Source organism: Hymenobacter miniatus (genome assembly GCF_016427455.1).
Classification (GTDB): Bacteria; Bacteroidota; Bacteroidia; order Cytophagales; family Hymenobacteraceae; genus Hymenobacter; species Hymenobacter armeniacus.
In genome coordinates this window covers 1-17857 of record NZ_JAELXR010000026.1, presented here as the reverse complement: position 1 = coordinate 17857, position 17857 = coordinate 1, and the positions used below count along the sequence as shown (strand labels likewise).

Here is a 17857-nt window from a genome sequence, read left to right as displayed (position 1 = left end):
GTATTAATTCAAAAATTCGTAATCGATTTTGCTTGCTTAGCAAAAAATAATTTCTAGCTTGGCAATTCAAAGTCATCATTCTTCCACTCCTTTCCCACCACATATTTTCCACAACTACATGAAAAAGGCTTACCTCTTCGCGCTGGCCCTTTTGGGCAGCGCAGGCACTTTGCTGGCGCAAAACGTTGCATCGCGTGCCGCCCAGTCCACCAACGACGACGCTACCCCCGTCATTCTGCGCCGCTCCTGCGCCGCCGATGACGTGCTACGGGCCCAGATAGCCGCTGACCCCGCCCTCGCCCGCCGCATGGAAGCCATCGAAGCCCAGACGCAACGCTTTGTGGCCGCGCGGGCTGCCGCCCACCGCAACAGCGGAGGCGCTACGGGTGGCACCACCACGGGCACCTCCTCGGCGCTCAGCGGCACGGTCACCATCCCGGTGGTGGTGCACGTGCTCTATAATACCGCGGCCGAAAACATCTCCGACGCCCAAGTGCAGACGCAGATTGACGTGCTGAACGAAGACTTCCAGAAGCTCAACGCCGACGCCAACAAGACCTATCCGTATTCGGGCCTGGCCGCAGCCACGCCCGTGCGCTTTGTGCTGGCCCCCGGCGGCATCGTGCACAAGTTCACCAAAACCCGCTCCTGGAGCACCAATGATGCGGTGAAGAATTCCAAGCGCGGCGGCGACGACGCCTGGGACGCCACCAAGTACCTCAACCTGTGGTCGTGCAACCTGGGCCAGGGCCTGCTGGGCTACGCCCAATTCCCCGGCGGCGCCCCCGCCACCGACGGCGTCGTGATTCTGTACTCGGCCTTCGGCAGCCGTGCCAAAATGCCGGCTGGCACCACGGGCACCTTCACCACCACCTACGACCTGGGCCGCACCGCCACCCACGAAGTAGGCCACTGGATGAACCTGCGCCACATCTGGGGCGATGACGGCGGCGCCTGCACCGGCTCCGACCAGGTAGCCGACACCCCCAACCAGGGGGCCGAAAACTACGGCTGCCCGGCCGCCGGCAAGTCCTCGTGCACCAATGCCGCGACGGGCGGCGACATGTTCATGAACTACATGGACTACACCGACGACAAGTGCATGTTCATGTTCTCGCGCGGCCAAGCCACTCGCATGACGGCCGTGTTCGACGCCGGCGGGGCCCGTTCCAGCTTTGCCGTGGCCAGCGGCGTGTTGCGGCAGACGGCCGCGGTGGCCCCCACCACGGTATACCCCAATCCGGGCCGCGACGCCGTGAGCCTGACGCTGCCCGCCGGCACCGACGCCGCCCGATACGCCGTGCGCGTGTATGACATGAGCGGCCACGAAATGACCCAGGCCCGCTACAACGGCCAAGGCACGCTGCAGACCAGCGCCCTCCCCAAGGGCCTTTACTACATCAGCATCAGCGACGGCGTGAACACGTCGCGTCAGCGCTTCGAGAAAGAGTAGATTTTACTAGCGCTGATAAGCCCAACGCCCTGCCCGAATCGGACAGGGCGTTGTGGTTTCTGGCCTATAAAAGAGCCGCCCGGGGGGCGGCTCTTCTCGTTTACAGCCTTCCGGAATCGTTTGTTAAATGAATGTTTGGTGAAAATGTTAAAAATTATTCTAATTATTGATTGAATAATTGAATTAATTGTCAACATTATGGTGAATGACAGAATTATGTTGTCATTTTTGCAAAATTATAAATAGCTTGCCGACCTAATTTTTACTTCCACAAACCCACATATTTTACATGAAAAGAAACGTTTACGCACTTGCCCTTAGCTTTTTGGGCTTAGCAATGGCTGCTACCCAGGCCCTTGCTCAAACACCTCCTCACCGCACTTGCGCCACCGACGATGTGCTGCAGGCGCAGCTGGCCGCCGACCCCGGCCTGGCCCAGCGCATGGCCGCCATCAACAACCAAGCGCTGCAGTTTGCGGCCAACAAAGCGGCCGGTGCCCAGCAGCGCACTTCGGCCATCACGGTCACCATTCCGGTGGTGGTGCACGTGCTCTACAGCAACGCGTCGGAAAACATTTCCGACGCCCAGATTCAGTCGCAGCTTGACGTGCTGAACGAAGACTACCACAAGCTGAACGCCGACTACACCAAAACCCCCAGCGCCTTTGCCGGCCAGGTGGCCGACGTGGGCATTCAGTTTACGCTGGCCAAGCGCAACCCCAGCGGCCTGGCCACCACGGGCATCGAGCGCAAGAGCAGCACCGTGACGAGCTGGGGCACCGCCGACAAGATTAAGAGCACCGCCACCGGCGGCCTCAACGCCTGGCCCTCTGGGCAATACCTGAACCTGTGGGTGGGCACCATCGGGGGCGGCATTCTGGGCTACGCTCAGTTTCCGGGCGGCGCGGCGTCTACCGACGGCGTGGTGATTTCGCCCGTGTATTTTGGCCGCACCGGTACCGTGACCGCGCCCTACAACCTGGGCCGCACTGCCAGCCACGAAGTGGGTCACTGGCTGAACCTGAACCACATCTGGGGCGACGACAACGGCGCCTGCACCGGCACCGACAACGTGAGCGACACCCCCAACCAGGGCGCCGAAAACTATGGCAAGCCGGTGTTTCCGCACGTGTCGTGCTCGAACGGGCCTAACGGCGACATGTTCATGAACTACATGGACTATGTGGACGACGCGGCCATGTTCATGTTCTCGACGGGCCAGAGCTCCCGCATGAATGCCCTGTTTGCCACCGGCGGCGCCCGCGTCAGCCTGCTTTCCTCGCAGGGCGGCGTGGCGCCCGGCGGCACCACCACGCCGCCCGCCACCATCACCTACTGCGCCAGCAAGGGCAGCAGCGTGGCCTACGAATACCTCGACCTGGTGCAACTGGGCGGCATCAGCCGGACGTCGGGGGCCGATGGGGGCTACTACAACGGCACGGCCCTGAGCACCAGCGTGGCCGCCGGCTCGTCGCAGACCATCAGTTTCTCGGCTGGGTTCGCGACTTCTTCCACTTACACGGAATACGTGAAAGTGTACGCCGACTGGAACCAGAACGGCGTGTTCACCGACGCCGGCGAGCTGCTGGTGAACGCCGCCGGCAGTGCCAGCAGCGCCACCCGTACCGGCACCTTCACGGTGCCGGCCACGGCCAAAACCGGCGCTACCCGCCTGCGCGTGGTGCTGAGCGACAACTCGGGCACCACCAGCTGCGGCAGCTACAGCTACGGCGAAACCGAGGACTATACCCTCAACGTGACGGGCGGCACCGCCCGCACCGACGGCAGCACGGCCCGCCAGGCCAGCGGCAGCGGTGCCCCCGACCAGTACACGCTCTACCCGAACCCTGCTACCGACGTGCTGGTCATTGCCCGCCCCCTGAATGCCGACCCGGAGCAGCCGTTTACGGTGCGCGTGTTCGACCTGCGCGGCAGTGAGGTGAAAGGCTTGTCGTTCGACAACGGCCAGCTGAATATTTCGGAGTTGCGCGCGGGCATCTACCTGCTCACCGTGAGCGACGGCAGCGGCACCACGCACCAGCGCTTCGTGAAGGAATAAGCTAGGGCCGCACCCGTTCAGGGTGCACGCAACGGTCCCCATTTTCCTGCCAAAAAGAAAGCCCCGGCTGTATGGTCGGGGCTTTCTTTTTAACGGTCATGGGCAGCACCGCACCTAATGCAGGCGGCCGATACATTCGCTGAATTGAAAAAAATGGCCGAAGCCAAAATTGTGTTGGAATTGAATTTTTGGCAAAAAAATGAATGTGTGCCCAAATGATTTTCGGAAGATGAAGAAAAAGTTGCGAACCTCGCTACTTAAGCCAGCAAGCATATGATTATTAAAATGAGATTAAAATTTGGTTAAATTGAGAGTTTGACAATAATTGTGTAACTATGGTGGAGGATTTTGAAAAATCCGCAATGTGCTTCCTTTCTGCCGCTTATCCATTATTCCACCATTCCATCCTTTCTAATGAGTAGAGCTACTCGACAACAAACTTCAACGCCTAGAGCCAACCGCTTGCTTTTCCGCCTCGGCGGGCTGGCAGCGGGGCTGGTGTTGCTGACCGGTACCAGCGCCATGGCGCAACTAGCCGGCACCTACACCATCGACAAAACCCAGCCCACGGGCGGCACCAACTTCGCCAGTTTTACGGCGGCGGCCGCGGCGCTCAACACGTCGGGCATTTCGGCCAGCGTGCGCTTCAACGTGCTGAACGGGCCGTATAATGAGCAGTTTGCGCTGGGCCAGGTGACGGGCGTGAGCGCCACCGATACCATTGTGGTGGACGGCGGCGCCAGCAAGCAAACGCTGAGCTACACCGGCACCAGCGCCCAGCCCGCCGCCGTGCTGCTGAACGGCACCGACTACGTGACCCTGCGAAACCTGACCGTGGATGTGTCGACGGGGGCCACGTATGGCATCGGCGTGCACCTGGTGGGGCAGGCCAACCGCAACCGCGTGGCCAACTGCGTGGTGATGGGCACCACCGCGGCCACTTCGACCACCGCCAACGCGGCCATTGCGGCCAGCGGCGGCGTCACGTCGGGCACTTCGGCTGGCGACGCCAACAACCTGCGCATTGAGAACAACGTGCTCAGCGGCGGTTACTACTGCGTGATTCTGACGGGCACGAGCGCCACGGCCCGCGCCACCGGCAACCGCATCACGGGCAACGAAATCCGGGATTTCTACCTCTACGGGCTAGACCTGGAGAACAACAGCGGCCTGCAGGTCATCAACAACAACATCCACCGCAGCACGCGGGCCGCGGTGAGCACCTTCTACGGGGTATACCTAGTGGGCAGCGCGGGCTCGGCCATTGAGCGCAACCGCATCCACGACAGTTTCACGGGCAACCCGGCCAGCACTTCGACGGGCTATGGCTTGTACTTCACGAGCGACGGCACGGCCGGCGCCGAGAACGACGTTGTGAACAACCTGATTTACAATTTCAATGGGTCGGGTACGGAATACGGCATCTACAACACGGGCTCCGACTTCGCGCGCTACTACCACAACACGATTTCGCTGGATAACCAAGCGGCCACGGGCGCTACCCAAACCACCTACGGCTTTTACCAGACCGGCGCGGCCACGGGCATCGACTTCCGCAACAACCTGGTGAGCGTGACGCGCACCGGCGGCTCGGGCGACAAAACCGCCGTGGCGTTCATCACCACGACTTCAACCATCACGTCGAACTACAACGACCTGTACGTGGGCAGCGGCACCGGCTACGTGACCGGCACCTACGGCACCACCGACTACGCTACCCTGACCAACTGGCGCACCGCCAACGGCGGCGTCTACGACCAGAACAGCGTGCAGGCCAACCCCGATTTTGTGAGCCCGACCCTGGTGCCTTCGGCCAGCCCCCTCAACGGGACGGCGACGCCCCTGGCCCGCGTGCCGCGCGACTTTGCCAACGCCCTGCGCAGCACCACGGCCCCCGACATGGGCGCCTACGAATTCACGCCGGCCAGCAACGACGTGGCGGTGGAAAGCATCGACTCGCCCACGGCGCCCGTGGCGCCCGGTGCCCGCACCGTGACGGTGACGCTTCGCAACAACGGCGCGGTGGCCCTGAACTCGGTGCGGCTGGAGTACACGCTGAACGGCGGCACGCCGGTGGCCCAGACCTTTACCCTGACCGGCGGCGTGGCCCCCGGCACCACCCGCGCCGTGTCGTTCACCACCCCGGCCACCATCGTGACGGGCGCCAACGTGCTGGCCGTGACGGCCAGCCTGCCCAACGGCAGCACCGACGCCAACCCCGGCAACAACACCCAGACCCTGACGCTGTACACGGCCCTGGCCGGCACCTACACCATCAACAAAAGCCAGCCCACGGGCGGTACCAACTTCGCCGGCTTCACGGAGGCCGCCGCCGCGCTCAACTCGGGCGGCATTTCGGCCAGCGTGCGCTTCAACGTGCTGAACGGCCCGTACACGGAGCAGTTTGCGCTGGGCCAAGTAACGGGTGCGACGGCCACGGATACCATCGTGGTGGACGGCGGCACCGCCAAGCAAACCCTGCGCTACACCGGCACCTCGGCCCAACCGGCGGCCGTGTTGCTGAACGGGACGGACTACATCACCCTGCAAAACCTGACCATCGATGCGTCGGCGGGCACCACCTACGGCATTGGCGTGCTGCTGGTGGGCGCGGCCAACAACAACCGCGTGGCCAACTGCGTGGTGATGGGCCCCACCGCGGCCACCTCGACCACGGCCGATGCCGCCATTGCGGCCAGCGGCGGCGTGGCGTCCGGTACCTCCGCCGGCGATGCACGCAACCTGCGCATTGAGAACAACGTGCTCAGCGGCGGCTACTACTGCGTTATTGTGACCGGCACGAGCACCACGGCCCGGGCCACCGGCCTGCGCATCACGGGCAACGAAGTGCGGGACTTTTACCTCTACGGCATTGACGTGGAAAACCAGGCCGGGGCACAAGTGCTGGGCAACGACGTGCACCGCACCACCCGCGTCGACGTCAGCACGTTCTACGGCGTGTACCTGACTGGCTGCGTGAGCACGGCCATTGAGCGCAACCGCATCCACGACCCCTTTACGGGCAGCCCCAGCGACACCGGCACGGGCTACGGGCTGTATTTCACGGCGGCCGATGGCACGGCGGGGACCGAGAACGATGCGGTGAATAACCTTGTGTACCACTTCACCGGCTCGGGCACGCTGTATGGCATTTACAACAGCAGCTCGGACTACGCCCGCTATTATCACAACACGATTTCGCTCGACAACGCCTCGGGCGGTGCTACCCAAACCACTTATGGGTTCTACCAAACCACGCTGGCCACGGGCATCGACTTCCGCAACAACCTGGTGAGCGTGACGCGCACCGGCGGCTCGGGCAGCAAGTACGCGCTGTATTTTGCGACGACGACTTCGACCATCGTGTCGAACTACAACGACCTGTACGTGGGCACCGGCGCGCTCTACTTCACGGGCCGCTACGGCACCACCAACTACGCGGCTCTCTCGGACTGGCGCACTGCCAACGGCAACGCCTACGACCAGAACAGCGTGCAGGCCGAGCCCCGCTTCGCCAACCTGGCCCAGGGCAACCTGCAGCCCACCACCGCCCCGCTCAACGGCGCCGGCATTGCGCTGGCCCGCGTGCCGCGCGACTTTGCGGGCGTGCTGCGCTCCACGCCGCCCGACCTGGGCGCCTATGAGTTTGCGCCCGTGACCGACGACGTGGCCCTCGTGAGCATCGATTCGCCCACGGCCGTGGCCGTGCCGGGCGTGAACCCCGTGCGCGTCACCATCCGCAACAATGGCGTGGGCCCGCTGGCCTCCGTCACGCTGGCCTACAGCCTGAACGGCGCCGCGCCCGTGTCGCAAACCTTCACGGGCCTCACGTTGGCCACCGGCGCCAGCCAGCAGTTGAGCTTCACGCAGGGCGCCAACGTGACTCTGAGCGGCACCAACACCCTGAGCGTGACGGCCAGCCTGCCCAACGGCAACCCCGACGGCAACGCCAGCAACAACACCCAGACCCTCACCTTCGACCAGCCTACGCCGCCCAACGACGAGCCCTGCAACGCCGTGGCGCTTGTTAATGGCGTCACCACGACGTCTTCGAACAGCGGTGCCAGCACCAGCACCCAAGCCGGCATCAGCACGCCGGCCTGCGGCGGCGGCAACCTGCCCCGCGACGTGTGGTTTGCCTTCTCGCCCACCGGCCCGAACATGACCCTGACGCTGACCGGCGCCCCCGCCGGCACCTTGCGCATCTTCACCAGCCCCAGCTGCTCGGCTGGTCCGTTCAACCTGGTGCAGTGCGAAGGCAGCGGCACAGCCAACACGGCCCTGGGCACCGTATCGGTGAGTGGCCTCACGGTGGGCCAAGGCTATTATCTGGCCGTGAGCGGCTTCGGCGCTTCGGATACCCCGGGCACGTTCACCATTACCCCCTCGGTGGTGTCGAGCAGCCGCAACAGCCTCAGCACCGCCCTCGCCGTGTATCCTAACCCCAGCGCCACCGGCGAACTCACGCTGCGCCTGGCCACGGGCACGGCCGGCACGGGCACGGTGCAGCTCCTGAATGCCCTGGGCCAGGTGGTGAAACACCAGCCCCTGGCTGGCACCGGCGAGCAGTCGGTGTCGACCCGCGGCCTGGCGGCGGGCCTCTACACGCTGCGCGTGCAGGCCGGCCCCGACGTGCTGACCCGCAAAGTGGTGCTGCAATAAGCGTTTGCCTGCACTGTCTCTGAGCTATTCTTTCAACCTGAAAAAAGCCCCGGCCGTCTGGTCGGGGCTTTTTTTGTGGGGTGCCGGGCCTGAAGGCGCTGTACCAGGACGGCGCCCATCCGGCGCGGGGCAAGGTGGCGGGCTACACCCGCACCGGCCATTCTGCCCCAGGGGGAGATTGACGCAGGTGGCCACGCTGGAGGACTTGTACAGCACGGCCAACCCGCTGGCGTCGGGGCTGGCCGACGAAATGGTGACGGCCGACCCGCTGCAACTGCTGCACGACCGCACGGCGGCCTACAAGCTGCTGGTGGGCACGCCCCGCCAGCAGTCGGCGAACGGCAGCGTGCTGCGCGAAGCCGCGGGGCGCCACCTCGGCGAAGCCCGCGCCGGCCTGGACTGGCTCGATGTGCGCGTGCCCAACCTGAAAAGCGCCCGGCCCGACCTGGTGGCCGAGCATTTCAAAGTCCGCACCGTGGTGGACGCCGGCCGCGGCGGCAAACCGACGGGCGGCACCCCGTCGCCGGCGATGTAGCGCCCGGTGGCGAGAAGCGAAAGAAGCCCCGGCCGCTCACGCAGCCGGGGCTTCTTTGTGGTGTTGCTGTTGGAGTGGCTTTGGGGAGGGAAGCGTTTAAATTACCGTTTTGCTAAGCGTTCTGGTCACTATTTCCATTTATCTCCGTCATGATTTCGGCGAATAGACGGGCAGATTTCAGCCGGTTTTCCTGCGCGTACATGGTGGAGGCTGTGATGAGCTCATCGGCTCCCGTTTCGGCCAAAAACGCCTGCAGCCGCCGCTTCACGGTTTGCTTGCTGCCGACAAATGAGAACTTCAGCATTTGCTGCACGGCCGGATGATGCCACATGCCTTCCAGTTCTGCGGTCATGGCCGTGGGGGGCTGCAAGGGCTCTTTCGCCCCACCGGTTAAGAGCGCGACGAACATTCTGATTAATGACGTGAACTGCTGCTGGGCTTCTGCATCGGTATCGGCCACGTACGCATTGATGCCGACGATGGTGTAGGGCTGCTGGAGCACGGCCGAAGGTTGAAACTCGTCGCGGTAAATCCGCAGAGCGTCGAACAAGTGCGTGGAAGCGAAGTGACTGGCAAACGCATAAGGCAAGCCCAGCTTGGCCGCCAAATGCGCGCTGTCGGTGCTGGAACCCAGGATGTAGAGTGGCACGTCGGTACCCTCGGCCACCGGGGCTCTGACCACCGCGTGCTTATTTTCCGGCGAAAAGTATTCCTGGATTTTGCTGACTTCGCGGGGGAAAGAGTGGGCTGCCTGCATGAAATCCGAGCGGATGGCCTGCGCAGTTTGCGTGTCGGTACCGGCGGCTCGTCCCAGGCCCAAATCAATCCGGCCCGGGTACAAATGCGCCAGCGTCCCGAACTGCTCGGCCACAATCAAGGGCGAGTGATTGGGCAGCATGATGCCGCCCGAGCCCACGCGGATGGTAGCCGTGTTTTCGGCAACGTAGCCGATGAGCAGCGAAGTGGCGCTGCTGCCGATGTTATCGGAATTGTGGTGCTCAGCCAGCCAGTAGCGGGTATAATTGTTGGATTCGGCGGCCTGGGCAAGGGCCAGGGAGTCGTGCAGGGTCTGCTGTATCGTGTGGCCCTGCGACACGATGGCCAAGTCTAAGATGGAATAGGCGACCGGTGGCTTTGGGGGGCGGTTGAGCTCGTGAACAGGCGTAGGCATGGATTCTTTGAATAAGTACCCGCGAGTAGCAGGCCAGATGCTTGAATAGCAGGAAAGAGAAGGGAGGCGTGGTTTAAATGGTTCGGAACGTGGGTTTCGGCAGGCCCAGATTTCCCCGCAGGGTTTCCGCTTCGTACTCGGTGTGAAAAAGGCCGCGCTCCTGCAGAATGGGCACCACCAACTCGATGAAGTCCCGGAGCCCGTGGGGATGGTCTTGCCGAACCATGAACAGGTCGATGGCCCCGGCCTCGTGCCACCGCTGTATTTCCGTGGCCACTCGCTCGGCCGAGCCCATGAACAGGGGGACGGGGGTGTGCGAGTACGGGCCCAGCGCGAGGATTTCTCGGTACTTCTGGTAGGCTTCGGCATCGGTGCGGCCCACGATGGGGTTTTGCGAAATGGCCCGCAAAAAGTCGTCCGGCCGCCGGCCTTTTTCAAGCAGCTTCTCTGTCAGCGCATTGGCGAGGGACAAGGTTTCCTCGAAAGTGCTGCCGGCCATGAAGACGCCGTCGGTGTAGGACGTGGCCAGGTCCACAAACGTGGGCGAGCTGCCTGCCATGTACAGCACCGGCCGGCCCTGCACCGAGCGGCTGATATTGAGCGGGCCATCCACCGAGAAGTACTGGCCCCGGTAGTTGACGGGGTGCATCTTGCGCGGGTTCAGAAACACACCGCTTTCCTTATCGCGGGGAAAGGCGTCGTCCTCATACGTGTCCCACAAACCCAGCAGAATTTCCAGAAACTCCTCGTGCATGGGGTACTGGTCAGCTTTGCCCAAGTGGCCCCGGCTGAAGTTCACCATGCCGCCCGGGTTAGAGGTAATGGCATTCAGGGAGGCCCGGCCCTTGCTGAGCTTGTCCAAGGATAAGACCTGCCGGGCCAGGTTGTAGGGGTCGGTGTAGGAGGTCGAAGCCGTCAGGGAGAGGCCAATGCGCTCCGTTTTCATGGCCAGGGCCGACATGAGCGTCCCGCCCTCGAACATGCTCAGGTAGTACGGGATGTTGCCGGGGCCGATGTGGCTCACGTCGTACAAAAACAAGGTTTCGAATTTGGCCTGCTCCGCCAGCTGCGCCTGTCGAATGAAAAAATCGATGTTTTCGCCGGCGTCGGCGGGCATGGCAGGGTGGCGCCAGGAGGAAAAATTCCACCCCGGCCCATCGATGACGGCGGCCAGCTTTAACGTTTTTCTATTGTTCATTTCAAGGAGTATGAATGCGTGCGCTAGCTCATCTTCAGCAGGTGCAGAAAGCTTTCCAGTTCCTGCAGCTTATCCGTGTTGATGGTCAAGTACATGTTGCGGCCCTCCTTGCACGAATTGACCAGCCCGGCATCTACCAGGGCCTTCACGTGCTGCGACATGGAGGGCTGGCTGATGGGCACAAACTCATACAGATTGGCGCATCCCAGCCGCTGCGCCCGCGCAATCTCCTGCAGCATGCGCAGACGGTTTGGGTCGCTCAGCGACTTGGCTAGTTTGACGAGGGACTTGGTATCCATAGCAGTAGGGTGGGATTAAGAGGATGTTGCTTGGCATTCGCTGGTCGAAGCAGGGAGGGCGAGTAGACTGGAGCTTATTACTGCCAGCCGCCGCCCACGGCCCGATACAGCTCCACGTTGGCTTCCAACTGGCTGCGCTTTAACGAAGCCAGCTCCAGCTGGCTTTGCAGAGCGTTGCTTTGGGCCGTGATGACTTCGAGGTAGCTGGCCAGGCCGCTGCGGAAGAGCAGGCCCGCACTGGTGGTGGCCTGGCGCAGGGTGCGCACGCGGTCCGTGGCAATGGTTTGCTGGGTTTGGGTGCGTTCGACTTGTCCCAGGGCATCGGAGACTTCGCCCACTGCCACCAGCACCTGCTGCCGAAACTGAATGACGGTGCGCTCCCGGTCAAGCTGGGCCAGCTCGTACTGCGTGCGCAGGGCCCGGCGCTGCAGCAGCGGCTGCGTGAGTCCCCCGGCAGCCAGGCCAAACAACGAGGCCGGCACGCTGAACCAGTTGCTGGCCTGGAAGGCGTTGAGGCCGCCCTGAGCTGTGATGGAAAGCGTGGGGTACATGGCGGCTTTGGTGTAGCCCACCGCCGCGTTGGCCCGGTCGAGGGCCAGCTCAGCCGTGCGCACGTCGGGCCGCCGGGCCAGCAGGGCCGCCGGTACGCCGGCCGCCGCTACCACGGGCACTTGCAAGGCCAGCAGGTTGCCGCTGCGGCGGATGCCGCCTGGCAGGCGCCCGGCCAGAATGCTCAGGGCGTTTTCCTGCACCGTGATGCCTTGCTCGAACTGCGGGATGAGGCCGGCCGCCAGCAGGCGCTGCGCCTCCACCTGCTGCACGGCCAGGGCCGTGACCTGGCCGGCCGTGAACTGCAGCCGGGTAAAGCGCAAGGTGCTGTCGGTGAGCGCCACGTTGCGCCGGGCCACGGCCAGCTGGGTGTCCAGCAGCAAAAGGTTGTAGTAGCCCTGGGCTACCTGGGCCACCACCTGGGTTTGCACGGCTTTGCGGGCTTCCTGGCTTTGCAGGTAGGCGGCCCGGGCCTCGGCCGTGCGGTTGCGGATTTTGCCCCAGATGTCGGCCTCCCAGCTCACGGCCGCCGCCAGGTTGTAGTCTTCGATGTGCTTGGTGCCCAGGAACTGGCTGAGGGAGATGCCGTTCAGGCTGTTGCCCGAAGGCCGGTTGGTGGTCACGCCCGCCTGCAAGCTCACGGCCGGCACGTTGCCCCAGCGGGCCTGCTTGAGGGTGGCCTCGGCCGAGGCGATGTTGCGCAAGGCCAGCTGCAGGTCGTTGTTGCGCACGGTGGCGCTGTCGAGCAATTGCTGCAAGGCCGGCTCGGTGAAGAAACTCCGCCACGGCAGGCCCGCGATGGAGGCCGTATCGGCGGTGGGGGCCGTGCGGTAGGCGGCGGGCAGCGGCAGCGTGGGCAGCGGAATGTTCCTGGCCACGTTGCACGAGGCGGCAATAACCAGCAGGGTAGTCAGCCCCAGCGCCAGCAGGCGCCGGGGGGTATTCTTAAGAGTAGTCATGGATGTTAGCTAACCGTGGCGTGGGCCGGCACCCGGGCCGACTTGGCCGGGGCGGGAGCGGACGGGCCACTGAGGCGCTCGTTCAAGCGTTGAAAAATCACGAACAGCAGCGGGATGAGGAACAGGCCCAGCACCACGCCCGTGAGCATGCCGCCCGCTGCCGCGATGCTGATGGAATGGTTGCCCAGCGCCGAAGGACCCTGCGCCCTCATCATGGGCAGCATGCCGGCCACGAAGGCCAGCGAGGTCATCAGGATGGGGCGCAGGCGCGAGGCGGAGGCGTTGAGGGCGGCCCGCACCAGCGGCTCGCCCGCGTGGCGGCGCTGCAGGGCAAACTCCACGATGAGGATGGCATTCTTGGCCAGCAGGCCGATGAGCATAATCAGGGCCACCTGCACGTAAATGTTGTTGGTGATGCCCGCCACGCCGATGGACGCGAACACCCCGAAGATGCCCGCGGGCAGCGACAGCAGCACCGCAAACGGCAGAATGTAGCTTTCGTACTGCGCCGCCAGCAGGAAATACACGAACACCAGGCACATCAAAAACACGACGGTGGACTGGTTACCCGACGAGATTTCCTCCCGCGTGAGGCCCGAATATTCGTGGGTGTAGCCCGACGGCAGGTGCGCCGCGGCCACTGCTTCCACGGCCTTGATGGCGTCGCCGGAGCTGTAGCCCGGCTTGGGCGTGGCGTTGATAGTGAGCGAGTTGAAGAGGTTGAAGCGCGAGGCCGTTTCGGGGCCGAATACCCGCTTGAGGCGCACGAGCGTGCGCAGGGGCACCATCTCGCCCCGGTCGTTTTTCACGAAGGCCCCGTTCAGGGCCGTGGGGTCGGCGCGGTTGGCTTGGTCGGCCTGCACAATGACGCGGTAGTACTTGCCGAAGCGGTTGAAGTCCGAGGCCTGGGCGCTGCCGAAATAGGCCTGCATGGTTTGCAGCACCGCTTTGACGCTTACGCCCAGCTGGGCGGCTTTCACTTCGTCTATTTCAGCTTCCAGCTGCGGGTAGTCGGCCCGGAACGAGCTGAAGGCAAAGCCAATGGCCGGCTGCTTCATCAACTCGCCGATAAACTCCTGGCCCACCTGCCCAAGCTTGGGCAACGAGCCGCCGGTGCGGTCCTGCAGCACCACTTCCAGGCCCTCCACGTTGCCGAAGCCCGGCACGGTAGGCATGGTAAACACGAAGGAATCGGCCCCTTTGATGGCGGCGGCCTTCTCGCGCATCGCGGCCATGATGGCGTTGATGTCCTGCACCGCCCCCCGCTCCTTGGTGGGCTTCAGAATGACGAACAGGGTAATGGCCGAGGAGCTGGCCGAGGAAGTCAGAATACTGAAGCCGCTGAGCAGGTTGATTTTGTCGACCGATGGCATGGCTTGCAGCTGCTGCTCTACCTCCTGGGCAATGTGGTTGGAGCGGTCCAGCGACGAGCCCGCCGGCAGCGCCATCGACATCACGACAAAGCCCTGGTCTTCGGAGGGGATGAAACCGGAGGGCGTGCGCTTGGCCAGCCAGCCGGTGAGCGCCACCACCAGCACCAGGCTGCTCAGCCCCACCCACTTGTGGCGCACCAGAAACCGGATGCTGCCCACGTAGCGAGCGGTGAGCCGCTCGAAGCTGCGGTTGAAGCCCGCAAAAAAGCGGGTCTTAAACGTGCTAGGCGCGGGATGCTCCCCGTTGTGGTCGTGCGGGGTGTGCTTGAGGAACAGCGCCGCCAGCGCCGGGCTCAGGGTCAGCGCGTTCACGGCTGAAATGACGATGGCAATGGCCATGGTGAAGGCAAACTGCCGGTAGAACACCCCCGTCGAGCCTTCCAGAAAGCCCACCGGCAGAAACACGGCGGCCATGACCAGGGTAATCGAAATAATGGCCCCCGTAATCTCGCTCATGGCGCTGTTGGTGGCTTCTTTCACCGAGTGGGTGCCTTCTTCCAGCTTGCTGTGCACGGCCTCGACCACCACAATGGCGTCGTCGACCACAATGCCAATGGCCAGCACTAGGGCAAAGAGGGTGAGCAGGTTAATGGTGAAACCCACTAACTGCATGAAGAAGAACGTGCCCACGATGGCCACCGGCACGGCAATGGCCGGAATCAGCGTGGAGCGGAAGTCCTGCAGGAAGATGAACACCACGATGAATACCAGGATGAAGGCTTCCACCAGCGTGTGTTCCACTTGCTCGATGGAGGCGTCCAGTGCCACTTTGGTGCTGTACATCGTTTGCTGCTTCACGCCCTTGGGCAGGTCCTTTTCCAGCTTTTTCATCAGCTTGCCCACCGCAATCTGCAGCTCGTTGGCGTTGGACCCGGCCGATTGGAAAATGCCAATGTTGATACCCGGCTTGCCCGAAATGCGGACGTGGCTGTTGTAGCTAGCCGACCCCAATTCTACCCGCGCCACGTCCTTAAGACGTAGCATCGAGCCGTCGGGGTTAGCCCGGATAACCATGTTTTCGTAGTCCAGGGGCTGGCTGCGCTTGCCCTTGTACTTGATGACGTACTCAAACGCTTCCTGGCTGCTTTCGCCCAGGCGGCCGGGGGCGGCCTCCAAGTTTTTGTCCTGAATGGCGGCCATCACCTCGGCCGGCGTCAGGTTGTAGCTCGTCAGCTGGGCCGGATTCAGCCAGATGCGCATGGAGTAGGCCCGGTTGCCCCCAAACAACGGCGTCGAACCAACGCCCGGAATGCGCTTCAACTCCGGTATCAGGTTGATTTGGGCGTAGTTGTCCAAGAACGTCTGGTCGTACTGCTTGGGGTCGTCGGAGTACAGGTTCAGCAGCATCACGAAGCTGTTCTGCTGCTTGGCCACGGTCACACCCTGCTGCACCACTTCGGCGGGCAGCTGGCTGGTGGCCTGGGCCACGCGGTTTTGCACGTTCACGGCCGCCTGGTCGGGGTCGGTGCCCAGCTGAAAGTTCACCGTAATCACCAGCGAGCCGTCGTTGCTGGCCGTCGAGTTCATGTACACCATGTGCTCCACGCCATTGATGGCTTCTTCCAGCGAGGGCGCCACCGAGCGCAGCAGCGTTTCGGCGTTGGCGCCGGGGTAAAGCGCCGTCACCTGCACGGCGGGGGGCGCAATGTCGGGGAACTGCTGAATGGGCAGCTTCCACAAGGCCAGCGCCCCCACTATCACCAGCAAAATGGAGATGACGGTCGAGAGGACGGGCCGCTCAATAAATACCTTAAACATGAGACGAGTAGCTTATTACAAAGTAGAGGTAGCCGCGACCTTGCCTGTGGTGAGGCTGACGCTGGCCGGAGCCGGCGCGGTGGGCTGAATAATTTGGCCTTCCTGCAAGTGGTCCACGCCCTGCAGCACAATCCGGTCGCCGTTTTTCACGCCCTCGCTCACCAAGTAATTCGAGCCATTCTTGCCCTGAATGGTGATGGCTCGGCGACGGACGCGGTTGCTGTCGCCCACGGCGTATACAAACACCTTGTCCTGCATCTCAATGGTGGCGGCGGCCGGCACCAGCAGCACGTTGGGGTGCGGCAGGGCCAGCCGGATGGTGCCCGTGTTGCCCGAGCGCAGCAGGCCGTCGGCGTTGGCGAACGTGGCCCGCAGCGTGACCGAGCCCGTGGTGCGGTCAAATTGCCCGGCTACCACGTCCACCTTGCCCCGCGTAGGGTAGGTGCTTTGGTCGGACAGCACCAACGCCACGGGGGGTAGGTGCGTGAGCTTTTCCTGCAGGGTGCGGCCCGCGTACTGGTTGCGGAAGGTGATGAAGTCGTCCTCGCCCAGCGCAAAGTAGGTGTGCACCTCGTGCACGTCGGAGAGCTGCGTCAGGGCCTGGGCATCGGTGGGGCCCACCAGGCTGCCCTGCTTGGTTTGCAGCCGTCCCAAATAGCCGCTCACCGGCGCCGTAATGGTGGTGTAGCCCAGGTTAATGCGGGCGCTGCCGACGGCCGCCTTGGCCCGCTGCAGGTTGGCCTGGGCCACGGTGAGGGCCGCCTGAGCCGTTTTAAGCTGCACTTCTGACACGACCTTGTTTTGCACCAGCGGCGCGTACCGGTCGACTTCCACCTGGGCGCTGGTAACGGCTCCAGCCGCCGCCTGCTGGGCTGCCACGGCATTGTTGAGTTGCTCGCGAAATGGCGCATCGTTGATTTTAAACAGCGGCTGGCCTTTGCGCACCGCCGCGCCCTCGTCCACTAGGATGCGGTCGAGCACCCCCGCTACCTGCGGGCGAATCTCCACGTTGACAACGCCCTCGATGGAGGCCGGGTAATCCTGGTAGGTAGTTGCTGTGCCGGTATGCAGGGCTTGTACTGGTAGGGTCGGCGGGGCCAGTGCCTGTTGCGGGGCTTGCTGCTCCGCGCAACTGGCGAGCAGAGCGCTGCCGGCTAAAAGAGAAGATAGTTTCATGGAAAAAAGCGGCCCAGACAAGTGGACTGAGTAAAATGCGAGGTGCGTTGGAATGGTACGAATTGGCCTTAATACATTATCTAATAAGCATGAACTTATGTAATAAGGCAAAAAAAGCCCGGGCAAAGGCGCGTGCTGGCAGCGGGTATCCTTCGTGCGATGGTTCGGCAAAGGTACCACCCATAAATGCATAAGCAATCAATAATGTTTTAAATAAGTAAAAACCGCCGACGGTGACGCCAGCGGTCCATGGAATTTGTTAGGCTTTAACAGTAGCCGGTTTGAGCAGTTGCAGGAAGTCTTCTAACTCCTTAAGCTTTTCCGCATTGATGGACATGCACATGTTACGGCCTTCTTTGTGCGACTCAATTAAGCCCGCATCTCCCAGGGCCTTAAGGTGCTGAGACATCGAGGGCTGGCTGATGGGCACGTGTTGAAATAAGTCGGCACACACGGCGATATCCCCTTTTGCAATCTCCTGCAACAGGCGAAGGCGGGTGGGGTCGCTCAGGGACTTCGCTAATTTAACTAGACGGTGTTATGGACTTGTGAGCGAAATTAGCGGGTATGGAAGTTACCCGCCGCGCTTATCCGAGCGACGTCAC

Annotated in this window: 10 protein-coding genes and 1 pseudogene; 4 read left to right on the top strand and 7 right to left on the bottom strand. The window is 62.9% G+C overall.

Annotation, left to right across the window (positions count from 1 at the left end; translation table 11 throughout):
- Positions 1 to 118: 118 nt before the first annotated feature.
- From JAO73_RS22720 to JAO73_RS22705, 4 genes are all read left to right on the top strand, one after another.
- Complete coding sequence (locus JAO73_RS22720) at positions 119 to 1453, top strand: M43 family zinc metalloprotease (protein WP_198979630.1); 1335 nt, start codon at positions 119 to 121, stop codon at positions 1451 to 1453.
- 337 nt (positions 1454 to 1790) lie between these two features.
- On the top strand, positions 1791 to 3512 hold the full coding sequence (locus JAO73_RS22715) for a GEVED domain-containing protein (protein WP_198979629.1): 1722 nt from the start codon (positions 1791 to 1793) through the stop codon (positions 3510 to 3512).
- A 462-nt stretch (positions 3513 to 3974) separates the two neighbouring features.
- Positions 3975 to 8174, top strand: coding sequence for a T9SS type A sorting domain-containing protein (locus tag JAO73_RS22710; protein ID WP_198979628.1), 4200 nt, complete (start codon positions 3975 to 3977; stop codon positions 8172 to 8174).
- A gap of 178 nt (positions 8175 to 8352) precedes the next feature.
- Positions 8353 to 8709, top strand: a complete 357-nt coding sequence (locus JAO73_RS22705; RefSeq protein ID WP_198979627.1) for a hypothetical protein — start codon at positions 8353 to 8355, stop codon at positions 8707 to 8709.
- 112 nt (positions 8710 to 8821) lie between these two features.
- Here JAO73_RS22705 and JAO73_RS22700 read toward each other — a convergent pair whose 3' ends face one another.
- The 7 genes and pseudogenes from JAO73_RS22700 to JAO73_RS22670 all read right to left on the bottom strand — a co-directional run.
- Positions 8822 to 9880, bottom strand: coding sequence for an LLM class flavin-dependent oxidoreductase (locus tag JAO73_RS22700; RefSeq protein WP_198979626.1), 1059 nt, complete (start codon positions 9878 to 9880; stop codon positions 8822 to 8824).
- 73 nt (positions 9881 to 9953) lie between these two features.
- On the bottom strand, positions 9954 to 11078 hold the full coding sequence (locus JAO73_RS22695) for an LLM class flavin-dependent oxidoreductase (RefSeq protein ID WP_198979625.1): 1125 nt from the start codon (positions 11076 to 11078) through the stop codon (positions 9954 to 9956).
- 23 nt (positions 11079 to 11101) lie between these two features.
- Positions 11102 to 11377: an ArsR/SmtB family transcription factor gene (locus tag JAO73_RS22690; protein ID WP_198979624.1), complete on the bottom strand. Its 276-nt coding sequence runs from the start codon at positions 11375 to 11377 to the stop codon at positions 11102 to 11104.
- Between the two features lie 77 nt (positions 11378 to 11454).
- Positions 11455 to 12885, bottom strand: a complete 1431-nt coding sequence (locus JAO73_RS22685) for a TolC family protein (protein WP_198979623.1) — start codon at positions 12883 to 12885, stop codon at positions 11455 to 11457.
- 5 nt (positions 12886 to 12890) lie between these two features.
- Positions 12891 to 16076 (bottom strand): efflux RND transporter permease subunit, encoded by a 3186-nt coding sequence (locus tag JAO73_RS22680; protein WP_198979622.1) that lies wholly within the window; start codon positions 16074 to 16076, stop codon positions 12891 to 12893.
- A gap of 15 nt (positions 16077 to 16091) precedes the next feature.
- Positions 16092 to 17252 (bottom strand): efflux RND transporter periplasmic adaptor subunit, encoded by a 1161-nt coding sequence (locus JAO73_RS22675; protein WP_198979621.1) that lies wholly within the window; start codon positions 17250 to 17252, stop codon positions 16092 to 16094.
- Positions 17253 to 17511: 259 nt separating this feature from the next.
- Positions 17512 to 17769: pseudogene (locus JAO73_RS22670) on the bottom strand (ArsR/SmtB family transcription factor); the annotation flags it as partial.
- Positions 17770 to 17857 lie beyond the last annotated feature (88 nt).

What these genes read in the sequence shown, in the direction of transcription:
- JAO73_RS22695 (WP_198979625.1), bottom strand. Translation starts at nt 11,078, where the DNA reads ATGAACAATAGAAAAACGTTAAAGCTGGCCGCCGTCATCGATGGGCCG.
- JAO73_RS22700 (WP_198979626.1), bottom strand. Translation starts at nt 9,880, where the DNA reads ATGCCTACGCCTGTTCACGAGCTCAACCGCCCCCCAAAGCCACCGGTC.
- JAO73_RS22715 (WP_198979629.1), top strand. Translation starts at nt 1,791, where the DNA reads ATGGCTGCTACCCAGGCCCTTGCTCAAACACCTCCTCACCGCACTTGC.
- JAO73_RS22675 (WP_198979621.1), bottom strand. Translation starts at nt 17,252, where the DNA reads ATGAAACTATCTTCTCTTTTAGCCGGCAGCGCTCTGCTCGCCAGTTGC.
- JAO73_RS22720 (WP_198979630.1), top strand. Translation starts at nt 119, where the DNA reads ATGAAAAAGGCTTACCTCTTCGCGCTGGCCCTTTTGGGCAGCGCAGGC.
- JAO73_RS22685 (WP_198979623.1), bottom strand. Translation starts at nt 12,885, where the DNA reads ATGACTACTCTTAAGAATACCCCCCGGCGCCTGCTGGCGCTGGGGCTG.
- JAO73_RS22690 (WP_198979624.1), bottom strand. Translation starts at nt 11,377, where the DNA reads ATGGATACCAAGTCCCTCGTCAAACTAGCCAAGTCGCTGAGCGACCCA.
- JAO73_RS22680 (WP_198979622.1), bottom strand. Translation starts at nt 16,076, where the DNA reads ATGTTTAAGGTATTTATTGAGCGGCCCGTCCTCTCGACCGTCATCTCC.